This window comes from Amycolatopsis sp. MtRt-6, assembly GCF_017308975.1.
In the GTDB taxonomy this organism is placed as follows: Bacteria; Actinomycetota; Actinomycetes; order Mycobacteriales; family Pseudonocardiaceae; genus Amycolatopsis.
In genome coordinates this window covers 87,434-111,754 of record NZ_JADWPD010000014.1, presented here as the reverse complement: position 1 = coordinate 111,754, position 24,321 = coordinate 87,434, and the positions used below count along the sequence as shown (strand labels likewise).

The 24,321-nt window shown below is 70.4% G+C and carries 23 protein-coding genes; 8 read left to right on the top strand and 15 right to left on the bottom strand.

Annotated features, from left to right (window positions below; translation table 11 throughout):
* The first annotated feature begins 35 nt into the window (after positions 1-35).
* Positions 36-1,880, top strand: a complete 1,845-nt coding sequence (ilvD, locus tag I4Q55_RS23945) for a dihydroxy-acid dehydratase (protein ID WP_206790678.1) — start codon at positions 36-38, stop codon at positions 1,878-1,880.
* 474 nt (positions 1,881-2,354) lie between these two features.
* Here ilvD and I4Q55_RS23940 read toward each other — a convergent pair whose 3' ends face one another.
* Together I4Q55_RS23940 and I4Q55_RS23935 are read right to left on the bottom strand one after the other, a co-directional pair.
* A complete protein-coding gene (locus I4Q55_RS23940; RefSeq protein WP_206790677.1) occupies positions 2,355-2,930 on the bottom strand; it encodes a DoxX family membrane protein in 576 nt (191 codons plus the stop codon).
* 37 nt (positions 2,931-2,967) lie between these two features.
* Positions 2,968-3,876, bottom strand: a complete 909-nt coding sequence (locus I4Q55_RS23935; protein ID WP_206790676.1) for a 2-hydroxyacid dehydrogenase — start codon at positions 3,874-3,876, stop codon at positions 2,968-2,970.
* A 65-nt stretch (positions 3,877-3,941) separates the two neighbouring features.
* Here I4Q55_RS23935 and I4Q55_RS23930 point away from each other — a divergent pair, with 65 nt between their 5' ends.
* Entirely contained in the window at positions 3,942-5,150 is a 1,209-nt protein-coding gene (locus I4Q55_RS23930; protein ID WP_206790675.1) for a sorbosone dehydrogenase family protein, read from the top strand.
* 100 nt (positions 5,151-5,250) lie between these two features.
* On the opposite strand, the gene I4Q55_RS23925 is transcribed toward I4Q55_RS23930, so the two are convergent.
* From I4Q55_RS23925 to gatC, 8 genes are all read right to left on the bottom strand, one after another.
* On the bottom strand, positions 5,251-6,393 hold the full coding sequence (locus I4Q55_RS23925; protein WP_206790674.1) for a Gfo/Idh/MocA family protein: 1,143 nt from the start codon (positions 6,391-6,393) through the stop codon (positions 5,251-5,253).
* Positions 6,390-7,112 (bottom strand): cupin, encoded by a 723-nt coding sequence (locus I4Q55_RS23920; protein WP_206790673.1) that lies wholly within the window; start codon positions 7,110-7,112, stop codon positions 6,390-6,392. The genes I4Q55_RS23925 and I4Q55_RS23920 overlap by 4 nt, the downstream gene beginning before the upstream one ends.
* Positions 7,109-8,029 (bottom strand): PmoA family protein, encoded by a 921-nt coding sequence (locus I4Q55_RS23915; RefSeq protein WP_206790671.1) that lies wholly within the window; start codon positions 8,027-8,029, stop codon positions 7,109-7,111. The genes I4Q55_RS23920 and I4Q55_RS23915 overlap by 4 nt, the downstream gene beginning before the upstream one ends.
* Positions 8,026-9,120: a Gfo/Idh/MocA family oxidoreductase gene (locus tag I4Q55_RS23910; protein ID WP_307793288.1), complete on the bottom strand. Its 1,095-nt coding sequence runs from the start codon at positions 9,118-9,120 to the stop codon at positions 8,026-8,028. Before I4Q55_RS23910 ends, I4Q55_RS23915 begins: the two co-directional genes overlap by 4 nt.
* A gap of 254 nt (positions 9,121-9,374) precedes the next feature.
* Positions 9,375-9,905, bottom strand: coding sequence for a hypothetical protein (locus I4Q55_RS23905; RefSeq protein WP_206790669.1), 531 nt, complete (start codon positions 9,903-9,905; stop codon positions 9,375-9,377).
* Between the two features lie 8 nt (positions 9,906-9,913).
* Positions 9,914-11,419 carry an Asp-tRNA(Asn)/Glu-tRNA(Gln) amidotransferase subunit GatB gene (gene gatB, locus I4Q55_RS23900; RefSeq protein WP_206790667.1) on the bottom strand — a complete coding sequence of 502 codons (1,506 nt, stop codon included), beginning with the start codon at positions 11,417-11,419 and terminating at the stop codon, positions 9,914-9,916.
* Positions 11,416-12,933: an Asp-tRNA(Asn)/Glu-tRNA(Gln) amidotransferase subunit GatA gene (gatA, locus tag I4Q55_RS23895; RefSeq protein WP_206790665.1), complete on the bottom strand. Its 1,518-nt coding sequence runs from the start codon at positions 12,931-12,933 to the stop codon at positions 11,416-11,418. The genes gatB and gatA overlap by 4 nt, the downstream gene beginning before the upstream one ends.
* On the bottom strand, positions 12,930-13,229 hold the full coding sequence (gatC, locus tag I4Q55_RS23890; RefSeq protein WP_043780795.1) for an Asp-tRNA(Asn)/Glu-tRNA(Gln) amidotransferase subunit GatC: 300 nt from the start codon (positions 13,227-13,229) through the stop codon (positions 12,930-12,932). Before gatC ends, gatA begins: the two co-directional genes overlap by 4 nt.
* A gap of 236 nt (positions 13,230-13,465) precedes the next feature.
* Between gatC and I4Q55_RS23885 the strand changes: the two genes are divergently transcribed.
* Complete coding sequence (locus I4Q55_RS23885) at positions 13,466-14,119, top strand: amino acid-binding protein (protein ID WP_206790663.1); 654 nt, start codon at positions 13,466-13,468, stop codon at positions 14,117-14,119.
* Positions 14,120-14,188: 69 nt separating this feature from the next.
* On the opposite strand, the gene I4Q55_RS23880 is transcribed toward I4Q55_RS23885, so the two are convergent.
* The 4 genes from I4Q55_RS23880 to I4Q55_RS23865 form a co-directional block, all read right to left on the bottom strand.
* Positions 14,189-14,683, bottom strand: coding sequence for a GNAT family N-acetyltransferase (locus I4Q55_RS23880; RefSeq protein ID WP_206790661.1), 495 nt, complete (start codon positions 14,681-14,683; stop codon positions 14,189-14,191).
* Positions 14,676-16,856 (bottom strand): NAD-dependent DNA ligase LigA, encoded by a 2,181-nt coding sequence (gene ligA, locus I4Q55_RS23875; RefSeq protein ID WP_206790658.1) that lies wholly within the window; start codon positions 16,854-16,856, stop codon positions 14,676-14,678. Before ligA ends, I4Q55_RS23880 begins: the two co-directional genes overlap by 8 nt.
* A gap of 11 nt (positions 16,857-16,867) precedes the next feature.
* A complete protein-coding gene (locus tag I4Q55_RS23870) occupies positions 16,868-17,572 on the bottom strand; it encodes a hypothetical protein (protein WP_206790656.1) in 705 nt (234 codons plus the stop codon).
* A gap of 85 nt (positions 17,573-17,657) precedes the next feature.
* A complete protein-coding gene (locus I4Q55_RS23865) occupies positions 17,658-18,695 on the bottom strand; it encodes a methionine synthase (protein WP_206790654.1) in 1,038 nt (345 codons plus the stop codon).
* A 121-nt stretch (positions 18,696-18,816) separates the two neighbouring features.
* On the opposite strand from I4Q55_RS23865, the gene I4Q55_RS23860 reads away from it, so the two are divergent.
* From I4Q55_RS23860 to I4Q55_RS23840, 5 genes are all read left to right on the top strand, one after another.
* Positions 18,817-19,641 (top strand): phospholipid scramblase-related protein, encoded by an 825-nt coding sequence (locus tag I4Q55_RS23860; RefSeq protein WP_206790653.1) that lies wholly within the window; start codon positions 18,817-18,819, stop codon positions 19,639-19,641.
* 104 nt (positions 19,642-19,745) lie between these two features.
* On the top strand, positions 19,746-20,789 hold the full coding sequence (locus I4Q55_RS23855) for an MBL fold metallo-hydrolase (RefSeq protein WP_206790652.1): 1,044 nt from the start codon (positions 19,746-19,748) through the stop codon (positions 20,787-20,789).
* Positions 20,790-20,867: 78 nt separating this feature from the next.
* On the top strand, positions 20,868-21,269 hold the full coding sequence (locus I4Q55_RS23850; protein WP_206790651.1) for a GNAT family N-acetyltransferase: 402 nt from the start codon (positions 20,868-20,870) through the stop codon (positions 21,267-21,269).
* A 10-nt stretch (positions 21,270-21,279) separates the two neighbouring features.
* Positions 21,280-21,732, top strand: a complete 453-nt coding sequence (locus I4Q55_RS23845) for a GNAT family N-acetyltransferase (protein WP_206790650.1) — start codon at positions 21,280-21,282, stop codon at positions 21,730-21,732.
* A gap of 218 nt (positions 21,733-21,950) precedes the next feature.
* Entirely contained in the window at positions 21,951-23,243 is a 1,293-nt protein-coding gene (locus tag I4Q55_RS23840; protein ID WP_242546600.1) for a DUF222 domain-containing protein, read from the top strand.
* Here the strand turns inward: I4Q55_RS23840 and mnmA are convergent.
* Positions 23,229-24,320, bottom strand: coding sequence for a tRNA 2-thiouridine(34) synthase MnmA (gene mnmA, locus I4Q55_RS23835; protein WP_206790648.1), 1,092 nt, complete (start codon positions 24,318-24,320; stop codon positions 23,229-23,231). The two genes, I4Q55_RS23840 and mnmA, sit on opposite strands and share 15 nt — an antisense overlap.
* Position 24,321: the final 1 nt, after the last annotated feature.

The following is a 24,321-nucleotide window of genomic DNA, read 5'->3' as shown; positions in this document are numbered from 1 at the left end:
AGTTTCGCCGGCCACCCTTTGACCTGGGAGTTCCCGTGCCGCCTCTCCGTTCCCGGACCACCACCCACGGCCGCAACGCGGCGGGCGCGCGCTCGCTCTGGCGCGCCACCGGCATGACCGACAGCGACTTCGGCAAGCCGATCGTGGCGATCGCCAACTCCTACACCCAGTTCGTGCCGGGCCACGTGCACCTGAAGGACCTCGGCGAGATCGTCGCGGACGCGGTCAAGGAAGCGGGCGGCGTCGCGCGCGAGTTCCACACGATCGCCGTCGACGACGGCATCGCCATGGGCCACTCCGGGATGCTCTACTCGCTGCCCTCGCGCGAGATCATCGCCGACTCGGTGGAGTACATGGTCAACGCGCACCAGGCCGACGCGCTGGTGTGCATCTCCAACTGCGACAAGATCACCCCGGGCATGCTCAACGCGGCGATGCGCCTGAACATCCCGGTGGTGTTCGTCTCCGGCGGCCCGATGGAGGCCGGCAAGGCGGTCGTCGTGGGCGGCGTCGCGCAGGCCCCGACCGACCTGATCACCGCGATCGCGGCGTCGGCGAGCACGGAGGTCGACGAGGACGGGCTGGCGATCGTCGAGCGTTCGGCCTGCCCGACGTGCGGATCGTGCTCCGGCATGTTCACGGCGAACTCGATGAACTGCCTCACCGAGGCCCTCGGCCTGTCGCTGCCGGGCAACGGCTCGACGCTGGCAACGCACGCTGCCCGGCGCGCGCTGTTCGAGGAGGCCGGCCGCACGGTCGTCGAGCTGTGCAAGCGCTGGTACGAGGAGGACGACGCCTCGGTGCTGCCGCGCTCGATCGCGTCGAAGGCGGCGTTCGAGAACGCGATGGCCCTCGACATGGCGATGGGCGGTTCGACGAACACGGTGCTGCACATCCTGGCGGCCGCCCAGGAGGGCGAGGTCGACTTCACGATCGCCGACATCGACGCGATCGGCCGCCGCGTGCCGTGCCTGTCGAAGGTCGCGCCGAACTCGGACTACCACATGGAGGACGTCCACCGCGCGGGCGGAATCCCGGCGATCCTGGGCGAGCTGTACCGCGGCGGCCTGCTCAACACGGACGTGTGGTCGGTGCACTCGCGTGACCTGGAGTCCTGGCTGGCTCAGTGGGACATCCGGGCTTCGTCGCCCTCTCCCGCCGCTCTCGAACTGTTCCACGCGGCGCCGGGCGGGGTCCGCACGACGGAGGCGTTCTCGACGTCGAACCGCTGGTCGTCGCTGGACACGGACGCGGCGGAGGGCTGCATCCGCGACGTCGAGCACGCGTACACGAAGGACGGCGGCCTGGCGATCCTCCGCGGCAACCTGGCGGAGAACGGCGCGGTGATCAAGGCCGCGGGCATCGACGAGGACCTGTGGCACTTCGAGGGCCCGGCGCGGGTGCTGGAGAGCCAGGAGGAAGCGGTCTCGGCGATCTTGAAGAAGGAGATCCAGCCGGGCGAGGTCCTGGTGATCCGCTACGAGGGCCCGGCAGGCGGCCCGGGCATGCAGGAGATGCTGCACCCGACGGCATTCCTGAAGGGATCGGGCCTGGGCAAGAAGTGCGCCCTGATCACGGACGGCCGGTTTTCGGGCGGTTCGTCGGGCATCTCGGTGGGCCACATTTCGCCGGAGGCGGCGGCGGGCGGCCTGATCGGCCTGGTGGAGAACGGCGACCGGATCCTCCTGGACATCCATGAGCGCCGGCTGGAGCTGCTGGTCGCCCCGGACGTCCTGGCCGAGCGCCGCGCGAAGATGGAGGCGTCCGAGAGGCCGTGGCAGCCGAAGGACCGCCAGCGCCCGGTGACGGCGGCGTTGCGCGCGTACGCCCGGATGGCGACGTCGGCGGACACGGGCGCGGTGCGCGACGTGAACAAGTAGGTCAGGCCGTTTTCGAGAAGGCCGTCCCGGCTCGCCGGGGCGGCTTTTTTCTTGCCACAACATCCCGGCCGCGCTGGCGAGTTCCCTTGCCGCAACACCTCGGCCGGGTTCGTCCGGGCGGTCGTGAGCCGGTCGTGGCAGCGGGTTCGAACGTCCTGAACGACTCGTTCAGCGCACCGGCAACAGCTCCACCGGCCCTCAGCGCGCCCTCGGTCTCCCGCGAGGGGCCCCTGGAGTTCGACTTTGCTGGGCCCCTGCGGCCACTCGGGTGCCGCCCTTGCCACAACACCCCGGCCGCTCGGGGAGCTCCCTTTCCCCAGCACTCCCGGCCGCCCGGGAAGCTTCCCTTGCCCCCCAGCCGCTCGGGGGACCCCCGATTTCAACGTTACTCGCGGCCACCGACATTTCCGGCCCCGCGCACCGCAGTTGTCCACAACCGCGGCCGGAGCCACCGAGTTGTCCCCAACCCGGCCGCTACCGCGTCAGGACGATGACCACCACAGTCGCCGCCGCGGCAAGCAGCAGCGACACCAGCCCCAACGGCAACGGCCGCTTCCGCCACGGCGTGTTCCGCTCCAGCGAAATCGGCCCCGCCCCGGTGAACAGCAAGCTCAACGCCACGGCCCCCAGCACCAGCTCGAACTCGAACCCCTGCCCCGCCCCCTCGAAGAACCCCCCGTGGAACTTCGCGTACACCGCGTTCGCCGCCACCCCGAGCAGCCCCGCCGCGGCCAGCGGCGTGAACAGCCCGACGATCACCAGCACCCCGCCACCCACTTCGGTGATGCCCGTGATCCACGACAGCAGCGTCGTCTGCTTGTGGTAGCCGAACGTTTCCAGCACCCGCGCGAACCCGCCGATGCCCGGCCCGCCGAACAGGCCGAACAGGTGCTGCAGGCCGTGCGCGCCCATGGTCACGCCGAGCGCCAGCCGCAGGATCAGCAGGCCGAGACCGAGCCCGCCCTGGCGCGGCGTGTCGTCCGACCGATCGTCCTCGACGCCCGACAGGAGGCTGGTGGGCTGCTGCGAAAAGTCGTCTCCACTGTTCACCCGCGCAGGTTAGGGGAATCCCGCGGGCCTGGCGAGCTCAGTATTCGCCGTGCACCAGGTTGTCCGGCAGCTCGCCGCCGGCGTACCGCGCGATCTCGGCCGCGGCGACCGCGTACGAACGACCACGAACCCCGCGCACCGCCCCACCGACGTGCGGCGTCAGCAGCAGGCCCGGCACCGTCCACAGCGGGTGCCCGGCGGGCGGCGGCTCGGGGTCGGTGACGTCGAGGGCGGCCCGCAACCGGCCCGTGGTCAGTTCGGCGACCAAAGCGTCGGTGTCCACGACGGCGCCGCGCGAGACGTTGACCAGCACCGCCCCGTCGCGCATCCGCGACAGGAACTCCGCGTCCACCATCCCGCGCGTGCGGGACGTCAGCGGCACCATCAGCACCACGACGTCGTGCAGTTCGAGCAGCCCGGGCAGCTCGCGCACGCCGTGCACGCCCTCCCGCGCGGTCATCCCGACCATCGTGCAGCGCGCGTCGAACGGCTCGAGCCGCCGCCGCAGGTGCCGGCCGAGGTCGCCGGCGCCGATGACGAGCACGCGCTTGCCCTGCAGCGTGTCGGCCGTCTGCCGCTCCCACCGGCCTTCGCGCTGCGCCGCGGCGAAGACGTCCAGCTTCCGGTACATCGACAGCAGCGCGGCGACGACCCACTCGGCGGTGCTCCCGCCGTGCGCGCCGCGGCAGGTGGAGAGCAGGACGCCGTCGGGGACCCTGCCGATCCAGTCTTCGGCGCCGGCGGACAGCAGCTGGATCAGCTTCAGGTTCGGCAGCGCGCGCCACAGCTGCTCGCCCGGCGGGTGCTTGCCGGGGATGAGCACCTCCGCCTTCGCGGCCTCGGGCGGCACCGGCTCGCCCCACTGGTAGCGCACGGGCAGGACCCGCGGGACCTCGGCGAGCACGTTCATGCCCTCGTCGTCGGGCACCAGCACGGTCAGCGTCATGATCCCCAACGTAATCGAGGAGTACTCACCCATGGTTCACGCACCGGCGCCTAGGCTGGGGGATCATGCGCACCCGGTACCGCTCGGCCCTGCTGGCGATCTTGGCCTGCGGCGTCCTGCTGCCCGCCGGGTGCGCGCGGTTCGACGACACCGCGGCGGGCCAGACGTTCAGCCCCGCCCCCGTGCCGAGCCCCGAGTCGCCGCCGGAGGTCCAGGGCCCCGGCGCGGACTCCGGCAGCGGCCCCAAGCCCGCCCGGCCCGGCCAGTCGGCCGCGCCGGTGCCGCCGCCGCAGGGCTGCAAGGACTTCGACCCGTCGGTGATCGCGACGTGCCTCGACACCGTCGCCGCGGTGGCCGGCCTGCCCGGTGACGGCTCGACGCCGAGCGCGCTGGCCGGCGAGCGCAAGAGCGGCCGCGTCCTGCTGGCGACGGCCGGCAAGGACGCGACGGACTTCGCGAAGCTCGACGTGCGAGCCGACGGCGACGGCGGCCTGACCGGGCTCGCGCTCTCGCCGTCCTACGTCGAGGACCAGCTGGTGTTCGCCTACATCACGACCGCGACCGACAACCGCGTCGTGCGGTTCGCCAAGGGCCAGGCGCCGAAGCCGGTGCTCACCGGCATCCCGAAGGGCGCGTCGGGCAACCGCGGCACGATCGGCACCGACAACCGCGGCGCGCTGCTGGTCGCGACCGGCGACGCGGGCAATCCGAACGCCGCGGCCGACCCGAACTCCCTCGCCGGGAAGCTGCTGCGGATCGACACCTCCGGCAAGGCACCGGCGGGCAACCCGAACGGCTCCCTCGTGGTGGCGGCCGGCCTGCACGCCCCGGGCGGCGTGTGCGCGTCGGCCGACGGCGGCCGCGTCTGGGTCACCGACCGGCTCCCCGACAAGGACGCCCTCTACCGCGTCCAGGTCGGCCAGCCGCTGACGACGCCGGCGTGGACGTGGCCGGACAAACCGGGCGTCGCGGGCTGCGCCGACTTCGTCGACGCCAACGGCGCGCTCTCGATCGGCACGTCGCTGACCGGCAGCCTGCAGAACCTGCCGGTGGCGCCGGACGGCGCGATCAGCGGCAAGCCGACGGTGAGCCTCGACGGGAAGACCGGCAAGCCGCCGGTGACGTACGGGCGGCTGGCCGGCATGAGCATGATCAACCCGCAGCTGGCGGTGGCGGGCACGGTCAACAAGGACGGCGGCGCCCCGGTCTCCAGCGACGACCGCGTGGTGCTGATCACCCCGGCCACCTCCGGCGGCGGCAACGGCAAGGACTGAGCCGGCCGGCTGCGCTTTTCGTCATCGGAAGTGACGTCGATCACTTCCTTTTGGCTGACCGGCTCCGGACCGCCACCCGGAGCCGGCGAGCCACGGCGGCTCAGGCGAGAGGTTTCAGCTCGACCCGCCGCCCCTCGGCCGACGACGTCAGCCCGGCCTCCGCCACCTGCAGCCCCCGGGCGGCCGAGAAGAAGTCGTAGCGATGCTGCCGCCCGGCGACGACGTCCCGCACGAACTCCTCCCACTGCGCCTTGAAGCCGTTGTCGAACTCGGCGTTGTCCGGCACTTCCTGCCACTGGTCGCGGAAGGGCTCGGTGGCCGGCAGGTCCGGGTTCCAGACCGGCTTCGGCGTCGCCGAGCGGTGCTGGACACGGCAGCGCCGCAGACCGGCGACCGCGCTGCCCTCGGTCCCGTCGACCTGGAATTCGACCAGCTCGTCGCGGAAAACCCGCGTCGACCACGACGAGTTGATCTGCGCGATGACCCCCGACTCGAGTTCGAAGATGCCGTACGCGGCGTCGTCGGCCGTCGCCGCGTACGCCGCGCCCTGCTCGTCCCAGCGACGCGGGATGTGTGTCACGGCCTTCGCCGTCACCGCCGAGACGCGGCCGAAGAGGTTCTCGAGCACGTAGTTCCAGTGGCAGAACATGTCGAGCACGATCCCGCCGCCGTCCTCGGCTCGGTAGTTCCAGCTGGGGCGCTGCGCCTCCTGCCAGTCGCCCTCGAAGACCCAGTAGCCGAACTCGCCGCGCACCGACAGGATCCGGCCGAAGAACCCGCCGTCGACCAGCCGCCGCAGCTTCAGCAGCCCGGGCAGGAACAGCTTGTCGTGCACGACGCCGTGGCAGATCCCGGCATCCCGGGCGAGCCCGGCCAGCTCCAGCGCCGCCGGCAGCGTCTCGGCGAGCGGCTTCTCGGCGTAGATGTGCTTGCCCGCGGCGATCGCCGACCGCACCGACGGCTCGCGCGCCGACGTCAGCTGCGCGTCGAAGTAGATGTCGACGTCCTGCAGCGCGGAATCGGCGTCGGTGGTCCACGCCGTCAGGCCGTGCCGGTCGGCGAGGTCCTTGAGTTTCGCGGCGTTGCGCCCGGCGAGGATCGGCTCGAGCTGGACGCGGCTGCCGTCCGGCAGGGCGACGCCGCCCTGCTCGCGGATCGCCAGGACCGACCGGAGCAGGTGCTGCCGGTAACCCATCCGGCCTGTCACCCCGTTGAGCAGCACTCCGATGCTGGACTGGTTCATCTCTGCAAGCCTTCCTGGTCGAGCGGGATGTCGTATTCGGTGCGGCGGCCGCACATGCCGTAGCCGTCCGGGTTCGACGGCGTCGCGACCCGCAGCCCGGACTTCTCGAGGTGGCTCCCGTCGCCGTCGGCGAGCGCCTTGAGGTGCGCCCCGGTCAGCTCGGCGGCCTGCAACGCCCCGGCCCGCCAGCGCGGTACCCACTCTGCGACCTTCGGCCCGACGAGTGCGACGGCCGCCCGGTGGAATGCCCGCAGCGGTTCGAGGTCGCCGTCCCGCAGCGCGTCACGCAGCGGCAGGTACCCGCGAACGGCCAGGTCACGGCGCTGTCGAGCGGCCTGGTCGGTTTTCGGCAACGCGGCGGCCTCGGCGTAGGCGGCCGGGTCGGCGAGCACGTCGGGCGGGAAGGTGAAGACGGCGTCCCCGGCCTCCGGCAGCCCGCTGTTCTGCATGAGGACCGTGACGCGCAGACCGTCGTCCTGCACCATCCGGTGCACGGTGCCGGGCGTGAACCACGCGACGACGCCGGCTTCCAGGGCCGTCTCGGCGTAGCCGCCGGCGCTCAGCGTCTGGACGGCACCCCGGCCGCCGGTGACGACGTAGGCCTCGGTGCACGCCAGGTGGACGTGCGGACTGCCACCACAGACGCCGTCCTCGGCCGCCCAGTCGTAGGCACGCAGGTGCGAGAGGCCGACGCCACCCGGCAGCGGAAAATCGGTCATGACCAGCCGTGCCCGTCGAGGTAGCGGCCCACCCGGTCGCGGTCCCAGGCCCCGTCGGCGACGACGATCCGGTAGCGGTAGGCGAAGCTCTCACCCGGCGGCAGTTCGAATTCGTCAAAAAACGCCCACGAGAAGGCGACCATGGGCTGGTCCCCGGATCGGACGAACCAGTGCGACTCGTGGATCGCCTTGTCGTTCTCGGGCGCGTGCGCGAAGACGAGCGTCGAATGCCCGTCGACGTCGTCGTGCTCGCCGACGAACGCGAGCCAAGGCGCCTGCGCGCCCATCATCGCCTCGCCCTCGAGGTCGCCGGGCCCGAGCACCCGGCCGCCACCGAAGTCCCGCGGCCCTCGCCAGTGCAGGCCGGTGTAGCCGGCCAGCTCACGACCGGCGGTGGTCGGGCTGCCGAACACGAGCGGGACGTCGCGGACGTTGGTCAGCTCGATCGCCCAGTCGAGTGCCCAGGACCCGTCGTCCGGCTCGACGGAGTGGACGGCGATGTCACGTCGTTCCCGAGCCCATTCTTCGCCGCCGTTGGCGACCCAGGTGAGGTTTTCGGTGAAGTTCAGCCGATCGTGTTCGACGGTGAAGGCGGCGAACTCGTCGTGCCGCATGGAGCCGATCCGGTCGGGCAGCTCCTGGTACCAGTCGCCGGGGACGTAGGTGTGGCCGCCCCAGAAGTTCTGCCCGGACAGGTGGCTCGACGTCATCTGGAGGCCCTTGTGCCACCGGTGGTCGGCGGGCCGGTACCCGCTGACGTGCCGGCCGCCGAGGGTCCGCAGCGGGTGGGCGTAGGGCTTGCGCGACTCGAAGGCCACCGGATCGGGCTTGTACACATAGGACATCAGCTCGACGCCGCCCGCCTCGACGGACACGCGTTCGCCGTACCGGTGGGTCACCGTGATCGTCGCGCTCATCCGCGGTCTCCTGCCTGGTCGCCCGCCATGGAGCGGTAGAAGGGGTCACCCGGCCCGATCTCCCCGCGGCGCACACCGAGCCCGGTGGCCGCGGACTTGTAGAGCGCGGCGATGAACTCGAGCACCTGCCGCCCGTCGTCCCCGCTGCACGGCGGCCGCCGCCCGGCCCGGTAGGCGGCGAGGATCGGCGTGAACGCGGCGGCGTGCGAGCTGTCGAGGTCGGTGGCCGGGCTGTGCCACCGCTCGACGGCCTCCCCGGCGACGTGCGGCGCCGGCGTGTAGCGCCAGTCCTTGACGCCGTAGCCGTAGAGGTGGGTGAGCTCCGCGGTGGCGTGTTCGCAGTCGATCCGGATCCGGCTCACCTCGTCGGGCGAGAGGACGCTGTTGACGACGGTCGCGAGCGCCCCCGACGCGAACCGCACCAGCGCGGTGGAGACGTCCTCAGTCTCGACGTCGTGCACCAGCCGGGCGGTCATCGCGCGCACCTCGGCCCACTCGCCGAGCAGGTGGAGCAGCAGATCCATCTGGTGGATGCCGTGCCCCATGGCCGGCCCGCCGCCCTCGGTCTCCCAGCGCCCGCGCCACGGCACCGCGTAGTAGGCGGCATCGCGGTACCAGGTGGTCTGGCAGTGCGCGACGAGCGGCCGCCCCAGCTCCCCACCGGCGAGCAGTTCCCGGAAGTGCGCGGCGGCCGAACCGGACCGCTGCTGGTAGACGAAGGCGACGTACGGCCCACCGTCTCGTTCGGCGACGGTCATCTCGTCGTATTCGGCGAGCGACCGGCACGGCGGCTTCTCGCACCAGACCCAGGCGCCGCTCTCGAGCGCCTGCCGGGTCTGCTCGACGTGCAGGCTCGGCGGCGTGCAGATCGAGACGAGATCCGGTTCCTGCTCGGCGAGCAGCGCGCCCAGCTCGAGATACGGCTTGGCGTGGTCGGTCTCGGCGCAGAAGGCGGCGACCCTTCCCTCGTCGACGTCGACCGCGGCCACGATGTCGACGTCGTCGCGGTGGGCCTCGTAAGCGGTCCGGTGGCTTTCCGCGATGGCCCCGGTTCCGACGACGGCCACCCGCAAGCGCTTTCCCTGGACCACCCGGGTCTCCCTCCTCGGCTCCGGCGCCCCAGCAGCGCCGATCCGCGCCGCCCGTCCGCCCGCGGGGACGGCGACCTCCGCGGCCGGGCTGCGCCTCTCCGACCGTTCCAGAAAGCGCTTTCTCATGCAACGGGCGACCACGATGTCAACGTTGTCAACGATCGCGATCCACCGGTCGGACGCTCCGGGCACCCGGTCGGAAATTCTCCCGCGGCAGGACTCTTACCGAAGTGCCCGGACGGCACCCGCGAAGATCACGCCCGCTTGCTACGGCTCTTCCGCGGCTGCCGGCTCTCGGCCCGCATGGCCCGCACGTCCAGGAAAGCGACAACGCCGGACACCAGCGCCGCGAACAACCCGAGGAACCGGCCGAAGCCGGGTCCGATGGCGACCCCGGCCGCCTCGAAGATGCCGCGCTGGTCGGCGTCGAACTCCCAGTCCAGGGTCAACCAGCCCAGCGCCATCAGCAGCAGCGACGCCGCGGCGACGACCAGCCACAGGTGCGGCAGGCCGCTGACCCGCAGGTTCCGGATTCGCCCGAAAACGACCACGGCCACCCCGGCCAGGAGCAACGGCAGCGGCGGGCACCAGGCGAAGAAGCTCGAGTGCCACGCATCGCGGACGACGTCACCCCGCGGCAGCTGCGCGAGGATGTCTTCGATGTCCGGTTTGGTGGCGCTCAGCGTGGTCCACGGCAGGAACGTCGAACCCAGCGCGAGCAGCCCGGCCGCCAGGCCGAGCCACTCGCGCCAGGTGACGCTTTTGACGAATCCCGGCTGTGTCATGAAACCGGTCAGGAACCGACGCGCTCGATGATCAGCTCACGAACCCGCTTGGCGTCCGCCTGTCCCTTGGTCGCCTTCATGACCGCACCGACGATGGCACCCGCCGCGGCGACCTTCCCGCCGCGGATCTTGTCCGCGACGTCCGGCTGCGCCGCGAGGGCCTCGTCGATCGCCGCGAGCAGCGCCGAGTCGTCCGAGACGACCTTCAGCCCGCGCTTCTCGACGACCTCGCGCGGCTCGCCTTCGCCGGCGAGCACGCCCTGGACGACCTCCTTGGCGAGCTTGTTCGTCAGCTCGCCGGACGTCACCAGCCCGATCACCTCGGCCACCTGGCCCGGAGTGATCGCCAGCTCGGCGAGCTCCACCTCGCGGGCGTTGGCCTCCTGGGCGAGGGTGTTGACCCACCAGCCCCGGGCGTCATCCGGCGACGCGCCGGCCTCGACGGTGGCCGCGACCAGGTCGACGGCGCCGACGTTCAGCAGGTCACGCAGGGCCTCGTCGGAAAGTGACCATTCCTGCTGGATCCGCTTCCGCCGTTCCGAGGGCATCTCCGGCAGCGTCCCGCGCAGCTCCTCGACCCACTCGCGCGACGGCGCGATCGGGACCAGGTCGGGCTCCGGGAAGTACCGGTAGTCCTCGGCGGTCTCCTTCGTCCGACCCGACGACGTCGTGCCGTCGGCCTCCTGGAAGTGCCGCGTCTCCTGCTTGATCGAACCGCCCTCGGCGAGGATGGCCGCCTGCCGCGTCATCTCGTAGCGGACGGCGCGCTCGACGCTGCGCAGCGAGTTGACGTTCTTCGTCTCGGTGCGCGTCCCGAACTCGGTCGCGTCCTTCGCCATCAGCGAGACGTTCGCGTCGCACCGCAGCGAGCCCTGGTCCATCCGGACGTCGGAGACGTCGAGGGCACGCAGCAGGTCACGCAGCGCGCTCACGTAGGCCCGCGCGACCTCGGGCGCCCGTGCGCCGGTGCCTTCGATCGGCTTCGTCACAATTTCGATCAAGGGTACGCCGGCCCGGTTGTAGTCGAGCAGCGAGTGCTCGGCACCGTGGATTCGCCCGGTGGCGCCACCGACGTGCAGCGACTTGCCGGTGTCCTCCTCCATGTGCGCGCGCTCGATCTCCACGCGCACGACCTCGCCGTCGTCGAGCGTGACGTCGAGGTAGCCGTTGAAGGCGATCGGCTCGTCGTACTGCGACGTCTGGAAGTTCTTCGGCATGTCCGGGTAGAAGTAGTTCTTCCGCGCGAACCGGCACCACTCGGCGATCTCGCAGTTCAGCGCGAGACCGATCCGGATCGCGCCCTCGACGGCCTTGCCGTTGACGGCCGGCAGCGCCCCGGGCAGCCCCAGGCAGGTCGGGCAGACCTTGGTGTTCGGCTCGCCGCCGAACTCGTTCGGGCAGCCGCAGAACATCTTCGTGTTCGTGTTCAGCTCGACGTGCACCTCGAGCCCGAGCACCGGGTCGAACCGCTCGACGACGTCGGCGTAGTCCATCAACTCGGCCACGGCAGTCACTTCGTTCCTCCCAGCTCCGGGACCTTGTGGATGAGCGCCCCGCCGGCGGCGGCGTCGCGGGCGGCCTCGTAGGCGGCGCCGACCCGGTAAAGCCGGTCGTCGGCGAGCGCCGGGGCCATGATCTGCAGCCCGACCGGCAGGCCGTCCTCGTCGGACAGCCCGCTCGGCACGCTCATGGCGGCGTTGCCGGCGAGGTTCGACGGGATCGTGCACAGGTCGGCGAGGTACATCGCCATCGGGTCGTCGACGCGCTCACCGATCTTGAACGCCGTGGTCGGCGTCGTGGGCGAAACGAGGACATCGACGTGCTCGAAGGCGGCGTCGAAGTCGCGCGTGATGAGCGTGCGCACCTTCTGCGCCGAGCCGTAGTAGGCGTCGTAGTAGCCGGACGACAACGCGTAGGTGCCCAGCATGATCCGCCGCTTGACCTCGGCGCCGAAGCCCTTCTCGCGGGTGAGCGACATGACCTCTTCGGCGCTGTGCGTGCCGTCATCGGCAACGCGCAGGCCGTAGCGCATGGCGTCGAACCGCGCGAGGTTCGACGAGCACTCGCTCGGCGCGATCAGGTAGTACGCGGGCAGCGCGTAGACGAAATTCGGACAAGACACCTCGACGACGTCCGCGCCGAGCGCCCGCAGCTGCTCGACCGCGGCCTGGAACGACCGCAGCACGCCCGGCTGGTAGCCGTCGCCGCCGAACTCCTTCACGACGCCGACCTTGACGCCCTTCAGGTCGCCGTTCGCGCCCTGGCGCGCAGCGGCGACGACCGGCGGCACCGGAGCGTCGATGGAAGTCGAGTCCCGCGGGTCGTACCCGGCGATGACCTCGTGTAGCAGGGCCGCGTCGAGCACCGTCCGCGCACAGGGCCCGGCCTGGTCGAGCGACGACGAAAAAGCGACCAGCCCGTACCGCGACACCCCGCCGTAGGTCGGCTTGACCCCGACGGTCCCGGTGACGGCCCCCGGCTGCCGGATCGACCCACCGGTGTCGGTGCCGATGGCGATGGCGGCCTCGAACGCCGCGATCGACGCCGACGAGCCACCGCCCGACCCGCCCGGGATGCGGGCGTGGTCCCACGGGTTGTGCGTCGGACCGTACGCGGAGTTCTCGGTCGAGGACCCCATGGCGAACTCGTCCATGTTGGTCTTGCCGAGGATGACGACACCGGCCTCGCGCAGCTTGCGCGTCACGGTCGCGTCGTACGGCGGCAGCCAGCCTTCGAGCGTTTTCGAACCACAGGTCGTCGGCACGCCCTGGGTGGTCAGGACGTCCTTGAGCGCGAGCGGCACGCCGGCCAGCGGCGACGCGGGCGCCTTGCCGTCGGCGAGGCCCTCGTCGACGGCCTTGGCCGCGGCCAGCGCGCCCTCGGTGTCGACGTGCAGGAACGCGTGGATGTGGTCGTCCACCTCGGCGATCCGGTCCAGGTGGGCCTGCGCGACCTCGACCGCGGACACCTCGCGCGAGTGGATCTTGCCCGCCAGCTCGGCGGCGGTCAGCTTGATGAGCTCGGTCACTGCTCTTCCCCCAGGATCCGCGGCACCCGGAAACGGCCCTCTTCGGCGGCCGGCGCTCCGGCCAGCGCCTGCTGCTGCGTGAGCCCGGGGACGACGACGTCCTGTCGGAAGACGTTCGTCAGCGGCACGGCGTGCGACGTGGGCGGCACGTCGGCGGCGGCGACCTCGCTCACCTTGGCCACCGAGTCCAGGATCTGGTCGAGCTGGCCGGCGAAGACGTCGATTTCGTCGTCGGTCACGGCCAGCCTGGCCAGCTTCGCGAGGTGCGCGACCTCGTCTCGGGAAATGTTGGGCACGCGGGTGACTCCCGGGTTGTGCTGTGCGGGTTGTCTCGGAAGCTGCAAGTCTATGGTGGCGGCGCGGGCGCACTCGACTGGGTTACGCCCGGCGCAGGCCGGCTGCCGTCCGGCGACGCTCACATCCCGCCCGGCGGACAGCAGGTCCCGCGGGCCGGGCGGGTCTGTCACAATCGGCGACCGGCATCGAGCGTCCCACGGCAAGGATGGGACGCCAGAGGCGAGAGGGGCGCGTGGTGTCGTTCCTGATCCGGGTCCTCCTTCCGGACAGCCCGGGGACCCTCGGCGCGGTCGCCACGGCGCTCGGCACGGTCGGCGCCGACATCCTCAGCGTGGACGTCGTCGAGCGCGGCAACGGCGTCGCGGTCGACGACCTGGTGGTCGAGCTGCCGTCGGGCCGCCTGCCCGACGCGCTGATCACGGCGGCCGAGAGCGTCGAAGGCGTCGAAGTGGACGCGGTCCGTCCCTACGCGGGCGTCCTGGACACGCACCGCGAACTCGAGCTCGTCGAGGAAATCGCCGCGCAGCCGAAGTCCGGCCTCGACATCCTCGCCGAAGGCGTCCCCCGCATCGTGCGCGCCGGCTGGGCGATGATCGTCGAGCACTCGGAGACCGGCGCGGTCCGGCTGGCGTCGTCCAGCGCGGCCCCGGAGACCGCGATCACCGACCTGCCGTGGCTGCCCCTCGAGCGAGCAACGGTCCTCGACAGCGAAGAGGCCTGGATCCCGGAGACGTGGAAGGAGCTCGGCACCGAGCTGGCCGCGACCCCGCTCGGCAAGCCGGGAAAGGCCCTGTTGGTCGCCCGCCCCGGCGGCCCGAACTTCCGCGCCGCCGAGGTCGCTCGCCTCGCTCACCTCGCCGGCATCGTCGCTGTCGTCCTCGACGGCTAGCGAGAAATCCGTCACGTCCTCGAAAGGGACGAGCCCGCGCGGCTCGTCCCTTTTTCGACAACGCCCAGGTCAGACGTCGATCTTATAAGCGATCAGGGTGATGTGCGGATATAACCGCCAGTCCCGCTCTGCCAGGCGCGTGAACCCGAGACGTTCGTAGAGCCGATGCGCGCGGTGCATCCGGTCGACGCTGCTCAGCACCACCTTCCCGAGCCCCAGCGCGCGAGCGCGGTCGAACACGGCCTTGATCAAGGCCTCGCCGATCCCGCGGCCCCGCGCCGACGGCGCCACCGCCAGCATCCGGAACTCCAGCTCGCCCGGGCGTGAAATCTCGGCGTACCCGGACCCCGGGTGCACGATGGTCACGGTGCCGACCACCTCCCCCGTCCCGTTCACCGCGACGAGGACCTCGGCCTCCTCGACCCGCCGCGCGACGTCACGCAGCATCGCGTCGTAGCCGACGTCGTCGGCCAGGTGACCGTCGGCTTCGTACGCCAGCACCGTGACCTCGCCCGCCGCGGCGTACTCCTCGGGCCGCGGGGGCCGGATTTCGACATCACTCATCCGTTCCCCCAGTCACGTCTTCGGCGGTCTCGTCGCCGGCCGGCAGCGCCACCTCCCGCGCCGCGTCGGGCCCCTGTTCCAGCAGGATCCGGAAGCCGGCTTCGTCGAGCACCGGCACCTTGAGCTGAACCGCCTTGTCGTATTTCGAACCAGGCGAGTCACCGACGACGACGAACGCGGTCTTCTTCGACACCGACCCGGCGGCCTTGCCGCCGCGGGCCATGATGACCTCCTTGGCCTCGTCGCGGGAGAAGCCCTCGAGCGAGCCCGTCACCACGATCGACAGCCCCTCGAGGTGGCGCGGGATGGACTCGTCCCGCTCCTCCGCCATCCGCACGCCGGCGCGTCGCCACTTTTCGACGATCTCGCGGTGCCAGGCGACGTCGAACCACTCCTGCGTCGCGTGGGCGATGGTCGGACCGACGCCGTCGACCGCCGAAAGCTCCTCCTCGGTGGCCTGCTCGATCCGTTCGATCGAACCGAACTCGCGGGCCAGCGCCTGCGCCGCGGTCGGCCCGACATGCCGGATCGACAGGGCGACGATCACCTTCCACAACGGCCGGTCCTTCGCCGCGTCGAGGTTGGCGAGCAGCTTCCGCGCGTTCGCCGACAACTCGCCCGCCTTGGTGCGGAACAGCGCGACCTCGGCGAGGCTGTCCTCGTTCAGGTCGAAGACGTCGCCCTCGTCGGCGACCACCCGCGCGTCGAGCAGCGCGACCGCCGCCTCGTACCCGAGGACCTCGATGTCGAAGGCGCCACGCCCGGCCAGGTGGAAGAGGCGCTCCCGCAGCTGCGCGGGGCAGAACCTGGTGTTCGGGCAGCGGATGTCCTTGTCGCCTTCCTTCTGATAGGCGAGCTCCGTGCCGCATTCCGGGCAATGGGTGGGCATGACGAACTCGCGCTCCTCGCCCGTGCGCGCGTCCACCACCGGCCCGAGGACCTCGGGGATGACGTCACCCGCCTTCCGGATGACGATCCGGTCGCCGATGAGCACACCCTTGCGCTTGACCTCCTCCTGGTTGTGGAGGGTCGCCCTGGCCACGGTCGACCCCGCGACGGTGACCGGCTCGGTGACCGCGAACGGCGTCACCCGCCCGGTCCGCCCGACGCCGACCTGGATGTCCAGCAGCGTGGTGATCGCCTCTTCCGGCGGGTACTTGTACGCAATCGCCCAACGAGGCGCGCGCGACGTCGTGCCCAGCCGCCGCTGCAGGGTCACCTGGTCGACCTTGATGACCACGCCGTCGATCTCGTGCTCGGCGTCGTGCCGGTGCTCGCCCCAGTAGGCGATGTGCGCGGTGAGTTCCTCGGCCGAGGTCAGGACCTTGCTGTGCGGCGAGACCGGCAGCCCCCACGCGGCCAGCGCGTCGTACGCCTCCGACTGGCGCTGGGGCTCGAACCCTTCACGTTTGCCGAGCCCGTGGCAGATCAGCCGCAGCCGGCGCTCGCGAGTGATCTTGGGGTCCTTCTGCCGCAGCGAGCCGGCCGCGGTGTTGCGCGGATTCGCGTACGGCGGTTTGCCGGCTTCGACCATCTTCGCGTTCAGCTCGAGGAAGTCTTCAACGCGGAAGAAGACCTCGCCACGTACCTCGACCAGGGCAGGCACCGGAAACTGGTCGGTGCCGGTCAGCGTCTGGGGCACCTGGTCGAGAGTCCGGACATTGAGCGTGACGTCCTCGCCGGTCCGGCCGTCGCCCCGCGTGAGCGCCCGGGTCAGCTGGCCGTTTTCGTACAGCAGGTTGATCGCCAGGCCGTCGATCTTCAGCTCGGCCAGGAATTCGGTGCGCCCGACCTCCTTCTCGACGCGTTCCACCCACGCCAGGAATTCGTCCTGGTCGAACACGTTGTCGAGGCTGAGCATGCGCTCGAGGTGGTCGTGCGCGGTGAACTCGGTCGAGAACGTGCCCCCGACTCGCTGGGTCGGCGATTCGGGCGTGACCAGCGCCGGGTGCGCGTCCTCGAGCCGCTGCAGTTCGCCCAGCAGCTCGTCGAACTGCCCGTCGGAGATGATCGGCGAGTCCAGGACGTAGTAGCGGAACTGGTGGTCGCGCAGTTCCTCGGCGAGTGCGCTGTGTCGCTCACGCACGTCGGCCGGGACGTCGGCGACGTCCTCCGCGGCCACCGGGGCGTCGACCGCCGCGACCTGGTCCTGGGGAAGTTCGGTGCTGCTCACGGGTGGTAACCCTAGTCGGCGGTACCGACAATTTCGTTCGGTCCGTTGCCTAGTCCGCGGACCAGTTCACGAAACTCCAGAAGGGTGATGGCCCCGGCCGGCTCGACCGCCGCCGTCTCGACGCGCCGTAACCGTTCGGCGGCGAGCCGTTCACCCAATGTCGCGTCGAGCGGCAGGAACGTCATGGTCCGCCGGGTGGCGTCGTCGAGGTCGCCGAAGCGGGGGTGGAAGACGGCGACGTCGACCACGTGCTCGTCGTCGTCCACCTGAGCGACGACCCGGACGTCGGCCAGCGCGATGCGGTGCTCGCCGAGGTTCACCGTGACCTCGGTCGGATCCGGCACCGGCGGGACGGAGTCGTGGTACTCCCAGATCGCGTCGTCCGGCGGCGCGGCTGCCCGCCAAGCGTCGGTGAACGGCCGCACTTCGGGGTCTTCCTGACCGGTCACGACCAGGGCGTAGATCGCCTGGCGACCACGCTCCAGCGAGAAGTGCAGCCGCGGGTGCAACGCCTCGACAAGCCCGCAGAGTTCGTGCTCGACCCGGTGCGGCTCGCCCTCGCCCAGTGCCGCACTGACCATCGGGAGCAGCTCGAACCAGCCGTGCCAGAACGCCTCCGCGGCGGCGGCCGGGTCGTCCGGCACGGGCTGCTCGGGCCACGCGGTGCGCGGATCGGGCGGGTCGGCAGCGGTGCTCTTTCGGCGGAAAAGACGCATGATCTCGGGTGGTCCTCGTTCAGTCGGCTACCTCGGCAACGCTACTTGCCGGCCGAGGCGGACGTCGGCGAGTTGGCGGATTCCGTCACCAGCCTTCCGGCGGCTCGACGAAGGCTTTGCCGAGGTCCCGCGTCAGCGAAAGGGCACGGCGCATCCATTCCGGCGTCGCGCCGGCGAGGCCGCAGGCGGGTGTCGGGACGGCCCGTTCGGCCAGGACGCTGCGGTTGAAGCCGAGCCGGTCGGCCAGCCGGAACGCCGGTTCGCCGACGTCCTTGAGGCTCGGCGAGGATCCGGGCGTCGTGGCCGGGACCGCGCCCAGGAACAGTGTTGCCCCGCCGTCCCACACTTCGCCGATCTCGTCGAGGAACGCCGCAGAAGCCCCGTCGAGCGCGGCGAGGTCGAACGCCAGAGCATCCGCACCCGCCTCACGCAGCAACCCCAGAGGCGGTTTCGCAGCGCAGCAGTGCAAGATCACCGGGCGGTCGGTGATCCGCCGGGCGCCGTCGATCACGGTGGTGAGCAGCTGGCGGGCCTCGGGCGCCGGCACCGCCGGGACGTTCCCGTAGCCGGACGGCGTCGACAGGCCGCCGGTCAGCACCGCGGGCAGGGACGGCTCGTCGAACTGGACCACCACCGGCGCACCGGTCCTGGCCCGCACTTCCGCGACATGCTCGGCGAGGCCGTCCAGCAGCGACGACGTGAAATCCCGCAAGGCCCCGCGGTCGGTCAGCACCCGATGCCCCCGGGGCAGCTCGATCCCCGCGCCGAGCGTCCACGGCCCGGCCAGCTGGATCTTGAAGACCGGCGGGGTGGCCCCCGCCTTCTCCCGCGCCTCCTGCACGGCGTCGAGATCCCAGCGAAGCAGGTCGACAGCCCGGCGGTGCTCGCGCCCGGGCCTGGGCGCAACGCGGTAGCCACTCGGCACGACGTCGACGGCCAGGTCGACGAGCAGCGCGGCCGTCCGGCCGAGCAGGTCAGCTCCGACTCCGCGGGCCGGCAGCTCGGGCAGGTGCGGAAAGTCGGGCAGCTCACCGAACACGACCGCGGCCGCTTCGGCGGGATCGTTGCCCGGCATCGAGCCGATCGCCGTCGCGGCTCCGCTGGGCCAGATTCGCTCACTCACGACCACCGATTCTGGTCGTCCCCTGAGCGCCGGTCCCACCCGGGGCGCCAGGATGCGGACATATACCGCATTTCCCTTGAGCAGCACCATGAACGGGTCCACGGCGATAGGCTGACCGGTCATGACGAGTTCGCCACCGCAGCCGGGCTGGTACCCGGACGCGCGGGACCCCCGTCTGCACCGATGGTGGGACGGCCAGGCCTGGACTGCCGACACGCGGCCGGCCTACCCATCCGCGCCACCCGGCGATTCCGCGCCGATCGAGCTGGACATCGAACGCGCCCACGACCCGGCGCGGATCCAGAACCAGGTCAATCGCGCGACACGCGGCCGAGGCGGCGCTCGTAGCGGCGGCGGGACCCTGTTCACCGAGCCGGTCCTCGTCGTCAACCAGCGCGCCAAGCTGATCGAAATGGCCAACGAGTTCGGCGTCTTCGACCAGCACGGCAACCAGCTCGGCGGGGTCGTCGAGGTGGGCCAGAGCACGCTGAAGAAGGCGATCCGGCTCCTGACCAACTACGACCAGTTCCTGACCCACAAGTTCGAGGTCCGCGACGCCAACCACAGCACGGTGCTCAAGGTGACCCGGCCGGCGAAGGTGTTCAAGTCGCGGTTCCTCGTCACCAGGGCCGACGAGACCCCCATCGGCGAGATCGTCCAGGAGAACGTCTTCGGCAAGATCCGGTTCGGCTTCGTCGTCGACGGCCGCTCGGTCGGCGGGATCTTCGCTGAGAACTGGCGTGCCTGGAACTTCTCGATTCGCGACCACGCCGGCACCGAGGTCGCCCGGGTGACCAAGACCTGGGGCGGCTTCCTCAAAGCCGCGTTCACCACGGCGGACAACTACGTCGTGGAAATCCCTCACCCGCTGCCCGATCCGCTGGCCAGCATGGTGGTCGCCGCGGCTCTGACCATCGACACCGCCCTGAAGCAGGACACCGACTGACCAAGTGACCGGCGTCTCATCTCCTGCCGGTGGACAGCGGGACCGGCACGGCTCAGGGTGAAGAAAGGCCGGGACACCGCAGTCTCGCCGGGACGGAGGTCACCGTGGAACCGTTGCCGGAAAGCAGCGACAGGAACTGGACCGAACCCGGCATCTACGAGGTCTCGGCCGGCGTCTACCGGATCCCGTTGCCGCTGCCCAATGACGCTTTGCGCGCGGTCAACGTCTACGCGGTCACCGACGGCGAGAAGCTGGTTCTGGTCGACTCCGGGTGGGCGCTGACCGTGGCCCGGCAGCAGCTCGCGGACGCCCTGGGCGGAATCGGCGCCGAGCTCGCCGATGTCAGCGAGTTCCTCGTCACCCACGTGCATCGGGACCACTACTCGCAAGCAGTGGTCCTCCGTCGTGACTTCGGTTCGAAGATCGCCCTCGGCCAGGACGAAGAGCCGTCCCTCAAGGCGTCCGGCAATCCCGACCGGCTGCCGATGGAAGCCCAGGTCGACCTGTTGTTCCAGGCCGGGGCCGGCGAGGTCGTGGAGGCACTGGCCCGGCAGTTCGGCACGAACCGGCGGCACACGGAAGCCGACCTCTGGGAGGCACCCGACGAATGGCTGACACCGGGGCCACGGCCGATCCTGCCGGGGCGCGAATTCGAAGTCGTCGCCACGCCGGGGCACACGTCCGGGCATGTCGTCTTCGTGGACGACACCGCCGACCTGTTGTTCTCCGGTGACCACGTACTGCCGCACATCACCCCTTCCATCGGGTTCCAGCCGGTGCCGGCCGAGTTGCCGCTCAACGACTTCATCGACTCGCTTCGCCTGGTGCGCGCGATGCCGGATCGCCGCATGCTCCCCGCCCACGGCCCGGTGTCGGAAAGCGTGCACACCCGGGTCGACGAACTGCTGGAACACCATCGGCAGCGCCTCGAGACGATTGCCTCGCAGATCGCGGCCGGCGCCAGCTGCGCGTATGAAGCCGCACACCGGATCAGCTGGACCCGCCGCAACCGCAAACTGTCCGAAATGGACTACTTCAACCAGATGCTGGCGGTACTTGAAACCGCCGCACACCTGGATCTCCTGGTCTCGCAAGGCAAACTGAGCGCCCAGGTCGCCGATGGGGTCCGGCGATACAGGCTGACCTGAGGCATGTGCGGCAGGCACTCCGGGTAGCCGCCTCGTCGCAGTTATGTCCACCGTCGGACCTCCTGCATACTGGGTGAAATGGAGGTCATCAGACGTGCCCGGGCAACGGACATCGAGGCGCTGGTGCGCCTGTTCGGCGCACCGGGCGAGCCGTTAGCAGCCGCCCTCCGGGAGCTCACGAACACGCCGCACGTCACGCTGGTCGTCGCCGAAGACGACAACGGCGTCGCCGGCACCGCACAACTGACAGTGCTGAGGGGCCTCGCCTGGGACGGCGCGCCCCGCGGTCTGCTCGAGGGCATCCGTGCCGCCCGGCGCGGTGTGACGAGCGCACTCCTGACCTGGGGCATCGACGAAGCCCGCCGACGCGGCTGCACGCGTATCCACCTCGATTCGGGCCTCAACCGCGGCGACCTGCGGGACTTCTACGCACGCTTCGGATTCGAGTACAGCTACCAGGGATTCGCCCGCGCCCTGTGATACTGACGTCGTGGCCGACTACACCATCCGCAGGGCACAACGTGAAGACGTCGGTGCGATCGTGCACATGCTGGCGGACGACCAGCTCGGCGTCACCCGCGACGATCCCGCCGATCTCGAGCCATACCTGCACGCCTTCGACCAGATCGACGCGGATCCGAATCAGCTCCTGATGGTCGTCGCGTCCGGCGACGAACCGGTCGGCACCTTGCAGCTGACGATCATTCCGGGCCTGGCCAGGCGCGGCGCCCTTCGCGGTCAGATCGAAGCCGTCCGGATCCACTCCGACCATCGGGGTTCCGGGCTGGGCGCCGATCTCGTGCGCTGGGCGATCGACGAGTCGCGGCGGCGCGGGTGCACCCTCGTGCAACTCACGTCGGACACGTCCAGGGCGGAAGCTCACCGGTTCTACGAGCGTCTCGGATTCGCGCCGAGCCACACGGGATTCAAGCTCAAGCTCTGAGCCAGAGAATCCTTTCCACACCACAAGCCAACGCCTGTCCATTTCGGACATTTGCCCTCCCTTGATGACAACGCGGACGTCCACGCACGCGCACGATCCCGAAACAATTGCGATCCGTCAAGCTTCGGAGGGCGCGAAAGGGCTGGTTCGCGACGTTTTACCACCCATTCTCCTGAATCTCGATGACTTTCCCCGCGAGCCGTCGTACGGTCGGGCTCATGACTTCACAACCAGTCGGCAAGATCATCCCTGCGGCCGCTTCCCCCGGTGCCAACGGCGAGCTTCCGTTCGTGCTGCTTGCGGTCCGCAACGACCCGAACACGTTGCAGCGCATGAAAGACGACCAAGTCATCGACCTGATCCGCGACACCGACGCGGAGATCTCGAAGCTGCAAGCACTGCAGCTGAGAGCGATCGCGGACCTGAGTGTGCGCCGGAGACGGGCGCCCAGCGCGTCATCGGAAGTCGCTTTGGCCTTGTCCATAACGGAACATCGCGCCAGCGCCATCGTTTCCGCGGCCAACGCGCTGATCGCTCGTCTCCCCTGCATGCTCAACCTCATGGACGACGGCCGGCTCGACCTCTATCGCGCCATGAAGGTCACCGACGCGACGGCATGGCTGTCGGGAGATCACGTCCGTGTCGTCGACGCGACGCTTGTGGACCGGGTGCCGGGCCGGAACGCCACCCAGGTCCGCCGGGCCGCGACCTACGCGGCAGCGCAGGTCGACCCCGAAGGCGCAGCGCTCCGCACCGAGCGAAAGCTCGTCGAGCGGCGGTTCACCCTGCACCACCAGGACAGCGGCCTGACCCACCTGTCGGTCAACAACGCACCGACGGAGAAGGCAACCGCCGCCTATGCCCGCGTCGACCAGGCCGCCCGGGCGTTGAAGACGCCGGACGAACCGCGAACGCTGGATCAGCTCCGAGCGGATGTGGCCATCGATCTGCTGCTCAGCGGCACGGGAGGCCCGAGCGAACGCACCGAAGTCTTCCTGCACATTGACCTGGCCACATACGTCGGCATCAACCAGTCACCGGCTGCGTTGGCCGGTCGCGGCCCCATCGCGGCCGCGCTCGCTCGCCACATCCTCGGCGGAGCCAACACGACCCTGCGACGAGTGCTCACCGATCCGCGAACCGGTCACGCAGCCGAACTGTCTCCGACGCGCTACCGGCTCGAGCAGGACGAGTTCATCCGAGTTCGCGACCAGGAGTGCCGGCAACCCGGATGCACACGTCCTGCGCAAAGCTGTGGGATCAAGGCGACTCCGCCAAAGGACGGCCCCGAAGGAGCCACGGACCAGCCGGTCACGTTCTGTTCGCGACACAGCAAGCTGCACGAACAGCCTGGTTGGGACTACGAAGCCTCTTCGGACGGCACCGTCAACGTCGCGACACCGTCAGGACGGGTGCATTCGACAACGCCACCGTCGATGCACCCCGGTCGCCGACGAGCGAACCGCCTCCGGAAGAAGCCACGGGACGACCGACGATCAGCGAGTGCCTGAGATCTTGGCGCTGCCGAGGACGACGTCCCCGCTTTCGGGATCAGGACGGTAGAGAACGACGACCTGGCCCGGAGCGACTCCGCGCAACGGCTCGCGCAAGTGCAGCGTCATGGTGTCGACGTCCGCGTCGGCGACCGCCTCCACGATGCCTCCGTGGGCCCTGACCTGAATCACACATTCGGTGGGTTCGGTCAGATGCCGGCCGCTGGGCCAGATCGCCCGGTCGGCCTCGATCACCTTGACGCCGAGCCCGGCCACGGAGCCGACCTTGACGGAGCCCGAAACCGGTTCGAGCGACAGGACGTACCGCGGACGGCCATCCGGCGCCGGAGCGTCGATCCCAAGCCCCTTGCGCTGACCGACCGTGAACCCGTGGACCCCGGTGTGCCGGCCGAGGACCGCACCGGTCTCCGCGTCCACGAGCTCGCCGGGACGCTGCCCCAGCCGGTTCTCCAGGAACTTCTTGGTGTCGCCGTCCGGGATGAAGCAGATGTCGTGGCTGTCCGGCTTGTTGGCGACGGACAGGCCTCGGCGCTCCGCCTCGGCCCGCACCTCGGTCTTCCAGGAGTCGCCGAGGGGGAACATGGCGTGGCTGAGCTGTTCCGGTGTCAGCGAAGCGAGCACGTAGGACTGGTCCTTGCCGCTGTCCGCGCTGCGGCGCAGCTCGGGCACACCGTCGACCACAGAGAGGCGCGCGTAGTGGCCGGTCGCGACCGCGTCGAATCCGAGTGCCATCGCCTTCTCGAGAAGCGCCTCGAACTTGATCTTCTCGTTGCAGGTGACACACGGGTTCGGTGTGCGGCCGGCGGCATATTCGCCGACGAAGGTTTCAACGACCTCTTCGGTAAAGCGCTCGGCGAAATCCCAGATGTAGAAAGGAATCCCAAGGATGTCGGCGGCCCGGCGGGCGTCGTGCGAGTCCTCGATCGTGCAACACCCGCGTGAGCCGGTCCGCAAGGTTCCCGGTTTGGCAGACAGGGCCAGGTGCACACCGACGACGTCGTGCCCGGCGTCGACCGCGCGTGCCGCGGCGACCGCCGAGTCCACTCCTCCGCTCATCGCGGCCAAAACCCGCATT